This is a genomic window from Mesorhizobium sp. WSM4813, from assembly GCF_055811555.1.
Genome location: NZ_JBVVQU010000026.1, coordinates 25,528 through 40,985 on the forward strand (window position 1 = coordinate 25,528; position 15,458 = coordinate 40,985).

General features: G+C 61.2%; 13 protein-coding genes. 10 read left to right on the forward strand and 3 right to left on the reverse strand.

The window, feature by feature from the left end; translation table 11 throughout:
- Window positions 1-282 precede the first annotated feature (282 nt).
- Complete coding sequence (locus AC0L25_RS16780; protein ID WP_473596532.1) at window positions 283-915, forward strand: TetR/AcrR family transcriptional regulator; 633 nt, start codon at window positions 283-285, stop codon at window positions 913-915.
- 281 nt (window positions 916-1,196) lie between these two features.
- Here the strand turns inward: AC0L25_RS16780 and AC0L25_RS16785 are convergent, their stop codons facing one another.
- Window positions 1,197-1,496 (reverse strand): hypothetical protein, encoded by a 300-nt coding sequence (locus tag AC0L25_RS16785; protein ID WP_473596533.1) that lies wholly within the window; start codon window positions 1,494-1,496, stop codon window positions 1,197-1,199.
- Window positions 1,497-1,769: 273 nt separating this feature from the next.
- Here AC0L25_RS16785 and AC0L25_RS16790 point away from each other — a divergent pair, with 273 nt between their 5' ends.
- From AC0L25_RS16790 to ampH (AC0L25_RS16830), 9 genes are all read left to right on the forward strand, one after another.
- On the forward strand, window positions 1,770-2,201 hold the full coding sequence (locus tag AC0L25_RS16790) for a dihydrofolate reductase (RefSeq protein WP_473596534.1): 432 nt from the start codon (window positions 1,770-1,772) through the stop codon (window positions 2,199-2,201).
- Window positions 2,202-2,295: 94 nt separating this feature from the next.
- Window positions 2,296-3,237 (forward strand): hypothetical protein, encoded by a 942-nt coding sequence (locus tag AC0L25_RS16795; protein WP_473596535.1) that lies wholly within the window; start codon window positions 2,296-2,298, stop codon window positions 3,235-3,237.
- A 225-nt stretch (window positions 3,238-3,462) separates the two neighbouring features.
- Window positions 3,463-4,323 (forward strand): FAD binding domain-containing protein, encoded by an 861-nt coding sequence (locus tag AC0L25_RS16800; RefSeq protein ID WP_473596536.1) that lies wholly within the window; start codon window positions 3,463-3,465, stop codon window positions 4,321-4,323.
- Window positions 4,323-4,799 carry a (2Fe-2S)-binding protein gene (locus tag AC0L25_RS16805; RefSeq protein ID WP_352960709.1) on the forward strand — a complete coding sequence of 159 codons (477 nt, stop codon included), beginning with the start codon at window positions 4,323-4,325 and terminating at the stop codon, window positions 4,797-4,799. The genes AC0L25_RS16800 and AC0L25_RS16805 overlap by 1 nt, the downstream gene beginning before the upstream one ends.
- Window positions 4,800-4,815: 16 nt before the next feature.
- Window positions 4,816-7,080 (forward strand): xanthine dehydrogenase family protein molybdopterin-binding subunit, encoded by a 2,265-nt coding sequence (locus AC0L25_RS16810; RefSeq protein ID WP_473596537.1) that lies wholly within the window; start codon window positions 4,816-4,818, stop codon window positions 7,078-7,080.
- Window positions 7,080-7,325, forward strand: coding sequence for a MoaD/ThiS family protein (locus AC0L25_RS16815; RefSeq protein WP_292241056.1), 246 nt, complete (start codon window positions 7,080-7,082; stop codon window positions 7,323-7,325). The genes AC0L25_RS16810 and AC0L25_RS16815 overlap by 1 nt, the downstream gene beginning before the upstream one ends.
- 377 nt (window positions 7,326-7,702) lie before the next feature.
- Window positions 7,703-8,815 carry a M23 family metallopeptidase gene (locus AC0L25_RS16820; protein ID WP_473584414.1) on the forward strand — a complete coding sequence of 371 codons (1,113 nt, stop codon included), beginning with the start codon at window positions 7,703-7,705 and terminating at the stop codon, window positions 8,813-8,815.
- A gap of 17 nt (window positions 8,816-8,832) precedes the next feature.
- The gene (ampH, locus tag AC0L25_RS16825; RefSeq protein WP_473596538.1) at window positions 8,833-9,981 is read left to right on the forward strand and encodes a D-alanyl-D-alanine-carboxypeptidase/endopeptidase AmpH; all 1,149 of its coding nucleotides are present in this window, start codon (window positions 8,833-8,835) and stop codon (window positions 9,979-9,981) included.
- A 10-nt stretch (window positions 9,982-9,991) separates the two neighbouring features.
- On the forward strand, window positions 9,992-11,146 hold the full coding sequence (gene ampH, locus AC0L25_RS16830) for a D-alanyl-D-alanine-carboxypeptidase/endopeptidase AmpH (protein WP_473596539.1): 1,155 nt from the start codon (window positions 9,992-9,994) through the stop codon (window positions 11,144-11,146).
- 38 nt (window positions 11,147-11,184) lie between these two features.
- Here the strand turns inward: ampH (AC0L25_RS16830) and AC0L25_RS16835 are convergent, their stop codons facing one another.
- Together AC0L25_RS16835 and AC0L25_RS16840 are read right to left on the reverse strand one after the other, a co-directional pair.
- A complete protein-coding gene (locus AC0L25_RS16835) occupies window positions 11,185-12,900 on the reverse strand; it encodes a ShlB/FhaC/HecB family hemolysin secretion/activation protein (protein ID WP_473596540.1) in 1,716 nt (571 codons plus the stop codon).
- Between the two features lie 97 nt (window positions 12,901-12,997).
- On the reverse strand, window positions 12,998-15,226 hold the full coding sequence (locus AC0L25_RS16840) for a serine hydrolase (protein WP_473596541.1): 2,229 nt from the start codon (window positions 15,224-15,226) through the stop codon (window positions 12,998-13,000).
- Window positions 15,227-15,458: the final 232 nt, after the last annotated feature.

The window sequence follows — 15,458 nt, forward strand, 5'->3', positions numbered from 1 at the left end:
ATGGCCGGCAGGCCCAGAGGGGGGTCGCCTCGCATAGAGCGCCAACCCCATCTCTCGCAGGAGGTCGCGCCCCGTCGAACCGACCCCCTCTGTCGCCTTCGGCGACATCTCCCCCTCAAGTGGGAGATCACGCACTCGCCGACTTGCAAGCTATGAGTACGTGACATACCGGTTCCCCTGATTATATGATAAAGGTGCTCCACTAAAGCGGAGGCGCCTCCGTTTATTACGTGGGGCCTGAACCGGTCGGGTTCAAGCCCCGTATTCGCAGTGGAGAAAAAATTGGCTTCGCAGCCGCCCATAACCGCCAAAGACAAGCCCGACGCGACAGCGGCAAAACCGTTGCGCGCCGATGCGCAGCGCAACCGTGACGCGCTGGTCGAGGTCGCGGCAGTGGCGTTTGCCACGCATGGCGTCGATGCCTCGCTGGAGGAGATCGCGCGCCAGGCCGGCGTCGGCATCGGCACGCTCTATCGGCACTTTCCGACACGCGAGCATCTGGTCGAGGTGGTCTACCGGCGCGAAGTGGAAAGCCTGTGCGCGGCCGCCGGCGAGCTCGCCCGCCACCACCCGCCCGACGTTGCACTGGAACAGTGGATGCAGCGCTTCGTCGACTACATCGCCACCAAGCGCGGGCTGGCCACAAGCCTGCGTATCTTGCTCAACACCAATTCAGCCCTGTTCTCGGACATGTCCGGCCGGGTGACACTCGCTTTACGGCAGCTGATCGAAGCGGCGGTGGCCGACGGCTCGATCCGCAGCGACGTCGACAGTTCGGACGTGCTGCACGCGCTGGGCGGCATCTATTCGGCGCCCGACACCGACGACTGGCGCGACCGCTCGCGCCGGCTGGTATCGCTGCTGATGGACGGGTTGCGGTTTGGGGCTGGCAGGTCGGCGAAGGGTGGCGGGTGAAAGCTGGGCCGCCAAAAGCGCGGCGATGGGATGTTGACGCCTCCTACGAACACGTAGGTGTTGAAGCGGAATGGGTTTAATTCTGCGCGGTCTCGGGCTTCCGCGAGCTGGCAAACGCATGGATTTCAGCACCTTCTCAGGCCAAGGCTATTTCCAATCATCGGCCGACGAGCTTCGGACCCTCTGATCAGAAGTCTGGCACCTGGCTCCGCACCAGTGCGCGGAATGCCAGCGGAGCAAGAACGAGCAACTCCGCCCTGAATTGCGTCAGATGCGAAATCCTATGCGAACAGGCCGACTGCTCGATCGTAAAAATGGTCGAGAGCGCAGCGCCTGGCGGCAATCCGGGCGGCTTCAAGCAATTCCTCGCGACCCGAGGCGCCGTCCTTGTAGGTTGCGATGACCGCGCGCGCGATCATTTCGGCGTCCTCGTTGTCAAGCTCCGTTTCGCCGGACCGCAAAATTTCCCGAACCACACCCCTCAAGAGATCCAGTTCAATGGTTGAAAAGACGCCCATATGGGGCGCGGATGTGCACTCCACTGCCATTTGAATTCCTCCCGCCGTCACGATATCAAACACGCGAGAGATTACAACTAAAGTATTAGGCGAGCGCGCTCTTCGGAGGTCGGTCGCTGGTACATTAAAGTGAACGTCGAGGGGTCGCGTAGGCGCACCCCTGGCCCCTTCAAATCACTTGAAGATGCACGGCGAACGAGTAGCGCGATCGATTGAGAGATGAAGGCAAATATTCGCGTTTGAGGCGGTTGTCAGACGCAACGCCTTACTGAAACACTTGCGCCGCATGATGCAAACGTCGCTAATGGGATCGGACCGGCTATCGGTGGAGTACTCATGAAGAAGACCGTCGTTAGGGTTGTCTGTGCTATCGGCCAGGCGGGGCAGCTCGGCCTCAACGGCGGTCTCCCATGGGAAGGCAACCGGTCGCCGGAGTTCGTCGCTGACGTTGCACGATTTTTCGACCTCACGAGAGGGCACGTCTTGCTCGCCGGTCCCAAGACGATCGCAAGCATTCCGGATTTTGCTCGCGCGGATCGGGAACTTGTCGTCGTTCGCTCCAGCATGGATCCGCAGGACACGCTCCAACGCTTTGCCGGCCGTGTCGTCTTCATCGGCGGCGGTCCACCGGTGTGGGACGCCTACGCGCGCTTCGTCAGCCACTGGGATGTCACCCGGCTGCCCTATGACGGGCCGGCAGACCGCTGGTTCGATGCAAGATGGCTTACGGGAGGTGGCGAAGTTGCCAGAAATCACCGCGACCAGTGAAGGCTCGGATGTTGATGCCCGCTACGAATATATAGGTGTTGAAGCGGATTGGTATTAGTCTGCCCGGTCTCGGGCTTCAGCAAGCTGGCAACGCATGGATTTCAGCACTTTCACAGGCCAAGGCTATTTCCTCATCGGCGGCCTCATCCTGGTCGGTGCCGGGCTTCTGATCCTTTCGCTGATCGTCAATGCTCGTGTGGCACACAATGTCCGCCACGACATCCGCCATCGTGAAAAGCTGCTGGAATATTATCGCAACATCTTTTCCCAGCTCGGCGTGATCCTGATCGGTATTGGCGTTTCTCTGTTCATCTTCTTTTTCCAGCAGAATTATCAGGACCAGCGCAAACGCGAAACGGAGCTCCAGCTGGTTCTCGCCAAACTGGCCGCGCGCATTGCTCGCGGCGCCGCCGTTGTCGAATACCTTGGCGAATTCGATGCGCTGCTGGATGATGGCGGACCCTACATCAGCCCGGAACTCGGTGGGACGAATGCCGCGATCAGCGCCCACGGGGCGGAACTCGGCAAGCAGGTCGCCGAGATCCTTTTGGTTGAGCGCGACGTGGAAGTTCAAGCGTTCGATATCCTGAACCTATCGCGCGATTTCGAAGCATCGTTCGTCGTCAACGAACTCGATCCCGCGCTGTGGTTCAACATCGTCCGGGATGAGAGCGAGATCCAATATGCCACCACTCAACTCGCCCTCGACTACAAGGACCTGCAGGATGCGATCGGCGGAGACGCAATCGCGGTTGCGATCGCAAATCCTGAAAAGGAGGCAAAGATCAAGCAGGAGGTGCTCGACATCTTTTATGATGCCGACCTCTTGCGCCAGCGCAGCAGGAGACTTCTCGGCCGTGCGTGCTGGCTTTTCAGCAAGGGGCGCAGCTTCGTCAACCTTGGACCGGTCAACGACATCGAGGCCGATGCCAAATCGCACCAGGAATGGATCGATCGGTCGAAACCCTTCCTGACGCAGTTGAAGTCGGGAAGCGGCGATTGTTTCAAATTGCTCCAGTTCAACCCGGCGCCCTGAGTTGAGAACGTGCCGCCATTAGGCCCGCCGCTCCGCCGCTCTAGGGCTCAGACTCCGTCAGCTGGCTGCAAGAGTGTCCCGACACGGGCGCACGCCAAGTTCAGGTGGATTTGGGATTCGGTTTTGCGGCGCCTGGCCTAATCGCTGCTGATGCAGAACCGGATGACCATTCCGATCCAAGGCTCTATAACAGGCCGACAGAATTGCGATGATCAAGGGGAGACGATGCGCTACATACGTCCGCTTTCAATGGAAGATGCCGTTGGCCAGTTGGCCGGCTCGTCTGGCACGGCCGCCATTCTCGCCGGAGGCAGTGACCTCCTGGTGAGGATGAAAGGCGGCTTTATCGAGCCAGACCTGATCGTCGATATCAAGGCGATCGACGGACTGGGTGAGATCAGGGAAACGGCGGAGGGCTTCAGCATCGGTGCGGCAGTCTCCTGCGCCCTGATGGGAGAGAGCGCGGCCTTGAAGAGGGAATGGCCGGGCGTCGTCGAAGCGGCCAAGCTGATCGGCTCCAAGCAGGTACAGGGTCGCTGCACAATCGTCGGCAATCTTTGCAACGCCTCGCCGGCAGCCGACAGCGTGCCGGCGCTGGTGGCCGCCGGCGCCCTGGCATTGATAGCCGGGCCAGGAGGCAGGCGCACCGTCGCGGTAGAGGCAGTGCCGACCGGGCCGGGCAAGACGTCGCTCGCCAAGGGCGAGATCATCGAGGCGATCCTGCTCGACAGGCGCGCGCCGCGCTCCGGCGATGCCTATCTGCGTTTCATTCCACGCACGGAGATGGACATCGCCGTGGTCAGCGCCGGGGTGAACCTGACGCTCGATGATCAAGGTGTCGTCAAATCGGCCCGCGTGGCACTGGGCGCCGTGGCGCCGACGGTGCTGCTAGTGGAAGAGGCCGCCGAGGCCCTCATCGGCAGGAAGCTGGACGAAGCAGCACTTGAGCGGCTCGCCAAGGTCTGCTCCGGGGCCTGCCGACCCATCGACGACAAGCGGGGCACCGTCGAGTTCAGAAGAAAAGTTGCGGGTGTGCTGGCCAGTCGGGCCGCCACGACCGCCTATGCACGTGCAGGAGGCAAATGATGGCTGGTGTAGCAGTCTCAACCACAATCAACGGCGACACTATCGAGTACCTTTGCCAACCCGACGAGACGCTGCTCGACGTGCTGCGCGACCGCCTCGGGCTGACCGGCGCCAAGGAAGGCTGCGGCACCGGCGACTGCGGCGCCTGCAGCATTATCCTCGACGACCGGCTGGTGTGCTCGTGCCTGGTGCTTGGCGCCGAGGCTGAGGGCCGGCGCGTCGAGACCATCGAGGGCATGGCGCATGGCGACAGGCTGCATCCGCTGCAGCAGAAGTTCCTCGAGCACGCAGCGCTGCAATGCGGCATCTGCACGCCGGGCTTCCTGATCGCGGCGAAGGACCTTTTGGCCAAGAACCCCGACCCGACCGAGGAGGAAATCCGCTTCGGCCTCGCCGGGAACCTCTGCCGCTGTACCGGCTATGACAAGATCGTGCGCGCCGTCCAGGACGCCGCCATCGTAATGAAACAAGCGTGATGAAGGGAGCATGACGATGAACTTCGATCCGCGCTATTCCGGACGCAATTTCACCGCCGTCGGCACGCGTCCCCTCCGCCCCGACGGCGTCGACAAGGTCACGGGCCGCGCGCGCTATGGCGCCGACTTCAACATGGCCGGGCAACTGGTCGGGCGTGTTCTGAGAAGCCCGCACGCGCACGCCACGATCAGGAAGATCGACACCTCGAAGGCGGAGAAGCTCGCCGGCGTGAAGGCGGTGATCACCGCCGCCGACCTGCCCGACCTCACCGACGGCGATGCCGCCATGTACGACATCCTCGACAACTGCATGGCGCGCAAGAAGGCGCTCTATGACGGCCACGCGGTGGCCGCGGTCGCCGCTGTCGACGCCCGCACGGCGAGGCAGGCGCTGAAGCTGATCGAGGTCGACTATGAGGTGCTGCCGCATGTGACCGATGTCGACGAGGCGATGAAGCACACGGCACCCCTGCTCAACGACACCATCTTCACCGAGGGCCTCGAGGAAAAGCCCGTCAAGCCTTCCAACGTCACCAAGCGCACGCAGTTTGGCCATGGCGACATCCATGAAGGTTTCGGCCACGCCGACTTCGTCGTCGAACGCTCGTTCAAGACCGAGCAGACGCACCAGGGCTATATCGAGCCGCATGCCTGCGTGGCCAATGTCAGCTCCGACGGCACCGCCGACCTTTGGGTCTGCACGCAAGGCCATTTCGTCTACCGCCAGCATTGCGCCCAACTGCTTGGCATGGAAGCTTCCAAGCTGCGCGTCACCTCGTCGGAGATCGGCGGCGGTTTCGGCGGCAAGACCCATGTCTGGGCCGAGCCGGTGGCGCTGGCGCTGTCGCGCAAGGCCGGACGGCCGGTCAAGCTGGTGATGACGCGCGACGAGGTGTTCCGCGCCTCCGGCCCGACCAGCGCCACCTCGATCGACGTCAGGATTGGCGCCCGCAAGGACGGCACGATCACCGCGGCCGAGGCGACGCTGCGCTATTCCTGCGGCCCTTATGCCGGCATGTGGGCCGAGATCGGCGCCATGACGGCGTTCGCCTGCTACAATCTCGAGAACGTCAGCACGGTTGGCTACGAAGTGCTGGTCAACCGGCCGAAGACCGCCGCCTATCGCGCGCCGTCGGCGCCGATGGCGGCGTTTGCGGTGGAAAGTGCCGTCGACGAGCTGGCCAAGGAGATCGGCATGGATCCGGTCGAGTTCCGCATCAGGAACGCCGCCCAGGAAGGCACCAGATCGTCCTACGGCCCGGTCTACGGCCCGATCGGCATCGGCCCGACGCTGGAAGCGGCGAAGAACCATCCGCACATGAAGGCGCCGCTGGGCAAGAACCAGGGCCGCGGCATGGCTTGCGGCTTCTGGTTCAACTTCGGCGGCCAGACCTGCACCGACCTCAACATCGGCATGGACGGCTCGGTCTCGCTTGCCGTCGGCACGGTCGATGTCGGTGGCTCCCGCGCCTCGCTGTCGCTGGTGGCGGCGGAGGAACTCGGCATCCCTTATGAGCAGGTCAAAGCGGTGGTGGCCGACACCTCCAGCCTCGGCTACAACGACATGACGGACGGCAGCCGCGGCACCTTCTCGTCCTCGATGGCGACGATCTCGGCCGCCCGCAACGCCATCAAGATCCTGCGCGAGCGTGCCGCGCAGACGTGGGACATTCCCGTCGAGGACGTGGTCTGGGAAAAGGGCCACGCCATCGCCAAAGGCGAGAAGTACGGCAACCTTGCGGCGCTGTCCCTAAGTGAGATCGCGGCCGCGTCGGGCAAGACCGGCGGACCGATCGCCGGCCACAGCGAGCTCGTCGCCGACGGCGCCGGCGTGTCCTTCGCCACCCATATCTGCGATATCGAGGTCGATCCGGAAACCGGCGCCACGCGGGTTCTGCGCTACACGGTCGTGCAAGATGCCGGCAAGGCGGTGCACCCGACCTATGTCGAGGGGCAGTACCAGGGGGGTGCCGCGCAAGGCATCGGCTGGGCGCTCAACGAAGAGTACATCTACGGCAAGGACGGGCGCCTGCAGAACCCCGGCTTCCTCGACTACCGCATCCCGGTCTGCTCGGACCTGCCGATGATCGACACGCAGATCCTCGAGATCCCCAATCCCAACCATCCCTACGGGGTGCGTGGCGTCGGCGAGACCTCGATCGTGCCGCCGCTGGCGGCGATCGCCAACGCGGTGTCGAACGCCGCGGGCGTGCGGATGACGCACATCCCGATGTCGCCGCCGCGGATTCTGGCGGCGATCGAGGCTGAACGGGGAGGCTGATGGTCGAGGTAACGCTCTGGGGATCGCTTGGCGCGCTCGCCGGAGGCAAGAGCAAGGTCGAGATCGAGGCCAAGGACATAAGGGAGCTATTCAGAAAGCTGGCTGAGCAGTATCCCGGCCTCGAGCCCTTGATCGACCGCGGCATCGCAGTCGCTATCGACGGGGTTATCTATCGCGACACCTGGTCGAAGGAATTGCCGCAGGGGGCGGAGATTTTCCTGCTGCCGCGGTTGGCTGGGGGGTGAGTGGGGCGAGGACGCGCGGTACATAGAATGAAGTCGGTCGTTAATCGCCGGCCCTGATTGCCCGAAAGCGGACATCTTAGCGAGGCAGTAGTAGAATCCACCGTCGTACGTTGATTTGAGCGCCGGCTTTCGTGCAAATGCTAGCAAGGTGAGTGCGCTGTCGTATGACAGGCCAAGCTGTTCAGCTGCTTTACGCACCGTTTGCCCCCCAGTTTCGGCGGCCCGCCTTGTGCCACGAACCACCTTGGCTATGAGCCCTTCTTGTCGTAGCTTCATGCGGCAACGTAAGCGTGTGCAGAGGAGGCGCGTTCGAGATGCGGTGTCTGATCTGGCTCCTTTCGACCCTTGTGCTTTTGTCGGTAACGCTTGCATCTGCCGTGTACGCCGCCGGCAACAATCCGAAACTCACGCCACTCGTCGCGGAGATCATCGCTGCTCCGCACGTAGTTCCTGGCTCGGACGGCAAGCGTCACATAGTTTACGAAGTCGCGGTGACCAATGTCACCGGCGGTGATGCCCGTTTCGAGAGGCTCGCAGTCATCGATGCTGACAGCGGGGCAAAGCTTGCAGAACTCGGCCCTGATGAACTGGCCAGCCGCGTCACGCCGGGGGCGAGCCGCGGCAACGAAACCCGCGAACTGACGGCGTATCAGTTCGCTGTCATTTTTATGCACGTTGCCTTGGCTGAGGGGGCGGCGGTCCCGGCTCGCATCACCCACGAGGTGACTGCGCATTTCGCAGTCATAGGCGCTGAGATGACTCTGACACTAGGCGAGGCTACCGTTGTCGCTACGGCTCCCGTGATACTCGGACCCCCGTTGCGCGGCAACGGCTACGTCGCCGCCGACGGCTGCTGTGATTCCATCCGCCACGTCCGGGCGCTGCTGTCGCTCGACGGCAAGTTCCATCTTGCCCAGCGCTTCGCGATCGACTGGGAGCAGCTCGACGACAAGAATACGCTGGTTGTGGGCGACCTCAAAGTGCCGGCCAACTACCACATCTACGGCAACCCGATCCTCGCGGTTGCCGACGGCACGGTAGTCGGGACTCGCAACGACTTGCAGGACCAAGTCCCCGGTGCGCTGCCTCCGAACCTGCCGATTGATGAGGCCGACGGCAATTTCGTCGTGCTCGACATTGGCTCAGGTCTGTTCGTCAATTACGCGCACATGCGGCCGGGCGGCGTTAAGGTGAAGCTGGGCGACAAAGTACGGCGCGGCGACCAACTCGGCGAGGTTGGCAACACCGGCAACAGCCAGGCGCCGCATCTGCACCTGCATGTCATGGACAACGCCTCTCCGCTGGCTTCGGATGGCCTTCCCTATGTCTTCGACCGCTTTACCATCACTGCAGTCGACGAAGCCGGCACAGAGGATTTTGACAAGGCGGAAGCGACGGGGTCGCCACTGACGCTGACGCCGCGCTCGCCTCCTCAACAGCTAAAAAATGTGCTGCCGCTTGACCTCTCCGTCGTTACCTGGCCGCAATAGCGCAGAGCGCGATACCCATGACCACAACCCGCACGATGTCCTTCCGCCTCCTGCTCGCGGCTGCTTCTGTTGCCTGTGCAACTCCTGCTACTGCCGATCCGCTGCTGGACGAATCGGTCGGATTCGCCGGTACTTTCGCTTTCATCGGTTCAGGTGCGCCCGGTCTTGTGATTGCTGCCGTTCGGAACGGTGAGACTGCCTTTGCCGGTTTCGGCGAAACCGCTCGTGGGTCAGGCATCGTGCCTACTGCCGACACGATGATGCGAGTCGCATCCATCTCGAAAGCTGTCTGTGGGGACGTTCTCGCCAGTTTGGTTGCAAAGGGAGAAATTGGCCTGGGGGACGCGGTTCAGTCGCACCTGCCTGATGGGTTTATCGTGCCAGAAAAGGACGGCCGGAGGCTGCGGATCATCGACGCCGCCAGCCAGACATCCGGCCTGCCCCGAGAGATGTCGCAGACCGGTGGCACGCCAGCCAATCCCTATGCCGGACATACCCAGAAGGCCATGATCGAGGCGCTGAAAGGCGACCCGTTTCTTTTTGCGCCCGGGACCGGTGCGCTCTATTCGAACTTCGGCTTCGATCTCCTCGGATTGGCGATCGCCGGCGCAGCCGGCAAGCCCTATGCCGCCGTATTGGAGGAACGGGTTTTGCGCCCGCGCGGCATGGTGGATACCGTTTTCAATCCCCGCCCGGGCGATGAGAAGAGGCTGATGCAGGGCCATAATTTCGATGGCACCCCGCTTCCGTTCGTACCGACGCCGGTGACGATGGAATGCGCATCGGGACTCTACACGACGCCTAACGACATGCTGAAATGGATCGCCTGGCATCTGGCTCAAGGCGGTCCTGAGGATGATGCACGCCGAATCATCGACCACGCCAGCCTGGTCCGGAGGGACGGGCTCTCGCCGGTGCTGGGGCTCGACGACGGCGGGGCGCCGATGGATGCGATGGGATTGGGCTGGGTGATGATCGAAGCCGACGGCGATCATCCGTTGATCCTCCACAAATCCGGGGGCCGGCAGGGCATGTTCACCTATGTAGCCATCGCCCCGACGCGCCGCATTGCCGTCTTTGTGGCGATCAACCAGTTCAGCGCAGGGGGCTTTGCTTCAATGGTGAAGCAGGCGAACGAACTGATATACCAACTCGCACCGCGCTGAGGGCTTCGAGATGACCGGTTCCAGCTACAGGCGTTTCCTCATCTCCTCCGCCATGGCTGGTTGTCTCTTCGCGGTTCCTCAGGCAGACGCCGAGGATCGCCTATTGGAGGAAGCCGTTGGCTTCACCGGCGTCTTCGCGTTTCTCGGCTCCGGCGCACCGGGTCTTGTCATCGCCGCCGTTCGCAATGGCGAAACGGCCTTCGCCGGCTTCGGCGAAATCAGCAAGGGTTCGGGCAAGACGCCAGACGAACATACGCTGATGCGGATCGGATCGATTTCGAAGGCCTTCTGCGGCGATCTCATGAGTGGAATGGTTGCGGACGGAACGTTGGGCATTACCGACCCACTTGCCGTTCATCTGGACAAAGGCTGGACCGTCCCGGAATTCGAGGGCCGTACGCTCCGGCTCGTTGACCTCGTCACCCAGGCATCCGGGCTGCCGCGCGAAGTGCCGAACCAGACCGGTGGAACTCCGGACAATCCATTTACGGGTAACACCTACGAGCTCAGCAGGACCGGGCTTGCAAAGGGCAGTCCCTACCTTTTTCCACCGGGCACTGGCGCCCTCTATTCCAACTGGGGATACGACCTGCTCGGCCTTGCGCTCTCCAATGCGGGAGGCAAGTCCTACGGGCAGCTTCTTGCTGATCGGGTGCTCGTTCCGCGCGGCATGACCGATACCAAACTTAACCTCCAAGAAAGTGACAAATCGCGGACCATGCAGGGCCATTTCTTCGACGGCGCCCCTATGCCGTTGGTGCCTACACCGGAAACGATCGGCTGTGCCGGAGGGCTCTACAGCTCCGCCGCCGACATGCAGAAATGGATGGCCTGGCACCTCGACAAGGGCACCGCCGACGACACATGGCGAACCATCAACCATGCCGGCTGGCTCTGGCGCGACGGCTTGTCGCCGGTCAGTGGCCTGGATGATGGAGGGCCGATGGGCATGATGACCCTAGGCTGGGTCGGTTTGCTGCCCAATGACGACAAGCCGTTGATGCTCAACAAGTCCGGTGGCTTGCAAGGTCAGTTCAGCTATGTGGTGATTGCGCCGACGCGTAGTGTTGGCGTCTTCGTCTCCATCAACCAGTTTAGCATCAGCGGGTTTAACGGGATGGTCGAGGCAGCCAACGATCTCATCGCGCAACTCGCGCCCAGATGATGCTGGAAGAAAGCCGAATGTGGGTAGGCGCCGCGAGCTTAATACGAGCCGATCAACTGGAATAGGAAGCGGGTGCCGGTATCGGTCAGACCTTGGCTATCTTCGAGCGGTATGGCAACGAGCGCCCTACCATTCAGGTGCTGCCCGAAGACAGCCCTTGCACCGATGCCGGCCGATCCTAGCTCAGCCTCGGTATATTCCACGCCGATATCGTGGTTCCAAACCGCCCCATAGTCGACGAATGCAAACACATTTAGGTTCGAGATCGGCAAGGTTTCCGGGAGTTCTATATTTCGTCCCAGTTCCAGCGACGCTGCTATGCCGCTGTCGCCTGACGCCGCCGAACCATCGAAAGCCAGGCCATAAGGATCGCCGCCGAGCACGAACTGGACCGACGACGGCACAGCGGTCGGCGCGTATTGCGCCGCTACTCGGAAGTGGGCGACCGCCGGTGAGGCGATTTCCGTGGTGAGGTCGAGGTCGGCTCGGAAAAATCTGTAGTCGTCAGGGACGCCTGGACGCGGCGCAAGCGGATCAGTACTGCTGCTCGCCCCAAGGCCGTCGAGGCCCTGACCGAAAATACCGGTTAGTGTGACGGCGCCATTTTCCAACTCACCGACATACTTAAGGGACGCGGCCAGCCATCGGAGGTCCTCGTCGGTTTGCGTTTCACCGCCCGCAGCCAGCGAGTTGTTCTTGAAGTTCAATTCGAGGCGGCCGAACAAGCTGTGTTCGATTGTCCGCAGCAGCGGGTAATTGGCATACGCGCTGCCGAACGTAGAGGCTATATCGAGATCAAGCGGTGCGAGGTCTGCGCCGGGCTGGGATGAAACGTAGCCTAGGTTGTATCCAAAATGCAGTCCGTCATACCCAATCGGAACATCGAGCGAACCCAGCACGAACCTTAATTCATCCGGAGTGTCTGGAATGGTCACCCCAACGATGTTTGCCACGTCGAAAAGCCTCAACGCATCGTTTAGTGTGCCGGTGCCAGACACCTGATAAGGACCAACGGCATCGCTACCAAGATTGTCGACAATGACGTTCGCGCCAGTCCGCGTGAACCCAACCTCGAGTTTTAAGGCGCCGCCGGCGGAAGGCGTCTCAGGACGAATGAACGTGCCTTCGATGGTAAGGCCGCCAAGATCGCTCATCAGAAGGAGTACCCGCTCGGCTTCCTTGATCCGGATGGGCCGCATGGCGACGATGCGATCGATGTAAGGTTTTAAACGCCGTTCAATATCAGGCACAGCGCTGTCGATGACGACCTGGCGTACGTAGGATTCGTAGAGGACGATGACGACGTTGCCCGATGAAAAGTCCTGCTCAGGAACAACCGCCCACGAAAAATATCCCGCCTTCTGGTAGATTTCGTCGATCCGTTCGGCAATGGCGTAGAGGTCGCCAAGGCTTATCCTTTTGCTCAACTGGTAGGCCCACGCTTGCTGCAACTGTGACGCCGGCACCGTCACGGCGCCGCGAACCGTTACCGACCTCAAGGTGAATAACATTTGTTCGGCTTGTTCGGGTGGCGTAGTCTTGCGCGCGTCGGGGACCGAAAGGTCGATCGTTCCTGGCTTCCTCGGTGCGGAATAGCGTCGGATAGTCTCGTTCTGATCCGAGATCACCGAGTCGATCTGCTCGGGAATTGTTTGGCCAAGGCTGGGCCCGACAATGAAGGCACTGATCGCAAGACAGATCGATAGGTAACGCACTGCGTCGGACCATCGGGACAGCGCCTTGCGACCAGGCATGTCAACACTCGCTGAACTATCGTGGCAGGGAAATCAGCGGTAACTCTGAACTTGGTTTAGCAGTATGCCGCGGGTCCGTCACTGGCAAAAAATAACGTCAATGGCCGAGTAACGCGCAGACAGCCTGAGCCTGAACCTCCCTCAAGTGCTCAATCAAGGCGCCTGTGGGCTCGGCAACGTTCAGCGTGGTAGTGACCGAGCGCGTACCGTCGGCGTTGGACGCGGCCCACTGCGTATAGCCCGGGAAGTTGCCAGTATGGCCGTACACGACGCCGCACGGCGTGGTGTAGCGGAACAGTCCTAGGCCAGCCTCATTCGTCCCTGGTCCGGGCGGGCTGGAATCTCCTGATATGAACTGCATCTGCTCCTGCTGCTCGGCAGCGCCGAAAAACTTCAGCGCAAGGTCAGCCCGTATGAACGCGGACAGGTTTTCAGGAGTCGACACGATCGCACCAGATGCCCATGCGCCGCTGGGGCTGACAAAGTTGGTCACGTCCTCTGGCTGGGATCCGAGCTCAACGGCGTAGCCGTGGATGTAGGGCGTCGGCAGCGCGATTTCCGTTGTCGGGAAGCTAGTTTGCGCGAGGTTGGCAGGACCAAATATCCTCTCTTGCAACAGTGCCTCGTAAGGTTTGGAGGTCACTTCTTCGGCAATCAGCCCAACCACGATATTGTCGGTGTTTGAGTAGACATACTTAGAACCGGGGGCAAACTCGAGCGGATCGTTGCGGACCCAGTCGATGATCTTTCTCGGCTCGACGTAGCCTTGAGGATCTGTCGCCACCTGCTTGGCCAAGCCGTCGGATCGCAGGTAATCAGGTAACCCGCTGGTGTGGTTTAGCATGTGCCGAAGCGTGATCGCGGACCATGCCGCCGGCAGATCGGGCAAATGTTGGCCGATAGTGTCGTCGAGGCCGATCCGGCCAGTCTGGACGAGATGCAGGGCAATGGCCCCGTTGAAGGCTTTTGAGACGCTGGCGATACGCATGTATTGATTGACCGCTGGCACTACATCCGAGGACACATTGGCGCGGCCCGCACTGAGTACGGTTAGGCGGCCGTCGCGGTAAAGAGTTGCTATCGCACCTGGCGGCCCGCCCTCAGTCTCGACTAGCTGCTGCAGGCCGTGTCGCACCGCTGCATCGGTTGTGGCTGACCGCGCGGCCGGCGGAGGGGGCGTGGGTGCGGGGCGTTCGGCATCGGAATGCTTTATATATCGGCCGGGATCCATTTCCTCCGGCGCCACGATGACCTCGTCGTTAACGCCAGAGTCGATGTATTCATCGGTAATGGAAAAGCCTGCCAGAAGCTGCTTTCCCGTGAGAGGGTACCAGGAGCCGAATTCGTGTGAGTATGCGGCGATTGCCAGCAAGGCCAGTTGCCGGTTGTCATATAAGTCGATTTCATAGCTTTCCACCAATTTGCCGCCTGAATATTTTTTGTAGCCGTCAATATACGCATCACGAGGATTGTCGCCGCGGTACTTGTCTACGATGGCGCCAATGGTGACCTTGTCCTTCTTGCCCCCGAAATAGATTTTGCGAAGAAGAAAGCCCCAAGCGGCTACCCCAAACTCAGGAGTCTCGTAAACGGCGGTCTGGTTGCCGTACCTGTCGGGCAGCGTGCAACCCACATACCCTTTCATGCTATCTCGCTGCCATCTCGAGATGTTGATGGCGCCGGGATTGTTTGTTCGAAGCGCCCGTCGAGTGAGCGTATCGGACGAACTGTAGCGGGCGTCTGGCACGCTGCTGAAGAAATTGCCAACCCCGATCAGGCTCCTGAACCTGAATTCTATATCGTCAGGATATTTCGCAGAATCGCGAAATGGAGGAGTTAGCTTGCGAGTGTGACTGGCGTCCCAAAACGGCAATCCCATCGCTTTGCCTGTGTCAATGCCGACTATGCCGTCGACAGGCATCCCACTATTGGCCTGAAAGGACTTCACCGCGCTCACTGTTTGCGAGCCGAACAAGCCATCGATCACAGATGCATAAACTGCCTTATCCGCCAGCACGCTCTGTAGAAGCGCAACTCTGCGATCAGGAGCGTTGCGTGGGCTCTGCCTGAATATGGGGCCGGCGGGTTGTCGTTTTGGGTTCGGTTGGGGCTTGCTGGCTCCTTCGCTCGGTGCGGAACGATTGCCAGAGGACCCGCAACTCAAATAATCCGTTGCGCTAGCTTGCTCCAGGCTCTCAAAAGCGGAGGTCGGACCACATAGCGATGCAAAGAGAATGGCAGCCGAGCAGTACGCACTCAGCTTGAGATAATGGCCGACCGTTTGGCGACTTCGCCGGACGCTGGTCAATTCCTCGATGTTCGACATGTCGTCTGACCTATGGCAAAGTCTTGTGCACCATCTTCAATATCACTTGATGAGTGCGTAACGGAAGCAGGGTTCGATATACAGGCTGCAGCGATGTCAGGCAGGCCTCGACGTCGCCGACAGACGCAAGTCTCGTTCGCGAAAACTACCGGCCCCAAAGCAGACAGTTGTCTTTGGCCAGTCGGGCCGCCACCAACAATTCGTCGTCTTCATTCACCTTAATGCTCTCCTT

What these genes read in the sequence shown, in the direction of transcription:
- AC0L25_RS16815 (WP_292241056.1), top strand. Translation starts at nt 7,080, where the DNA reads ATGGTCGAGGTAACGCTCTGGGGATCGCTTGGCGCGCTCGCCGGAGGC.
- AC0L25_RS16800 (WP_473596536.1), top strand. Translation starts at nt 3,463, where the DNA reads ATGCGCTACATACGTCCGCTTTCAATGGAAGATGCCGTTGGCCAGTTG.
- AC0L25_RS16805 (WP_352960709.1), top strand. Translation starts at nt 4,323, where the DNA reads ATGGCTGGTGTAGCAGTCTCAACCACAATCAACGGCGACACTATCGAG.
- AC0L25_RS16810 (WP_473596537.1), top strand. Translation starts at nt 4,816, where the DNA reads ATGAACTTCGATCCGCGCTATTCCGGACGCAATTTCACCGCCGTCGGC.
- AC0L25_RS16795 (WP_473596535.1), top strand. Translation starts at nt 2,296, where the DNA reads ATGGATTTCAGCACTTTCACAGGCCAAGGCTATTTCCTCATCGGCGGC.
- AC0L25_RS16790 (WP_473596534.1), top strand. Translation starts at nt 1,770, where the DNA reads ATGAAGAAGACCGTCGTTAGGGTTGTCTGTGCTATCGGCCAGGCGGGG.
- AC0L25_RS16840 (WP_473596541.1), bottom strand. Translation starts at nt 15,226, where the DNA reads ATGTCGAACATCGAGGAATTGACCAGCGTCCGGCGAAGTCGCCAAACG.
- ampH (WP_473596538.1), top strand. Translation starts at nt 8,833, where the DNA reads ATGACCACAACCCGCACGATGTCCTTCCGCCTCCTGCTCGCGGCTGCT.
- AC0L25_RS16835 (WP_473596540.1), bottom strand. Translation starts at nt 12,900, where the DNA reads ATGCCTGGTCGCAAGGCGCTGTCCCGATGGTCCGACGCAGTGCGTTAC.
- ampH (WP_473596539.1), top strand. Translation starts at nt 9,992, where the DNA reads ATGACCGGTTCCAGCTACAGGCGTTTCCTCATCTCCTCCGCCATGGCT.